Origin of the sequence: Lysinibacillus sp. GbtcB16, from assembly GCF_019091145.1 — a bacterium.
Lineage (GTDB): Bacteria > Bacillota > Bacilli > Bacillales_A > Planococcaceae > Lysinibacillus > Lysinibacillus fusiformis.
This window is the reverse complement of the sequence record NZ_JAGXJV010000198.1, coordinates 1-344: the sequence shown is the minus strand read 5'-3', so window position 1 is coordinate 344 and position 344 is coordinate 1. Positions and strand designations below refer to the sequence as shown.

Genomic DNA, 344 nt, shown 5'->3' with positions numbered 1-344 from the left:
ATAATTCTCTCTTCTTCTTCTGCTCGAATTTGATATCCGCGACAAGCTCGTTTAATCTTCTAACCATCTCATTAAAGACGGATGCCAGCAGACCAACCTCGTCTTCCGAATCTATTTTACAGCTAACTTCAAAGTTTCCTTGTCTGATTGTTTTCATGGTGGAGGCAAGTTTGATTAGCGGTTTGACGATGCCGTTCGTTAATATACCAGCACCTAGCAATGCGAAGAAGAGTGAGATGAGGCTCAAAGAAATAATGAGCAATGTAATCTTGTCCGTTTCTTTGGTTAATTCGTCTAGCGGGGTTTCGTTCACCAATTTCCAACCCATGCTGTGAAAAGGGGTC

1 protein-coding gene is annotated in these 344 nt (G+C 42.2%); it reads right to left on the bottom strand.

The window, feature by feature from the left end; all coding sequences use genetic code 11:
- Positions 1–313: sensor histidine kinase (locus KVT27_RS27285; protein WP_217582109.1), on the bottom strand; the 313-nt coding region annotated here is incomplete at its 3' end.
- Positions 314–344 lie beyond the last annotated feature (31 nt).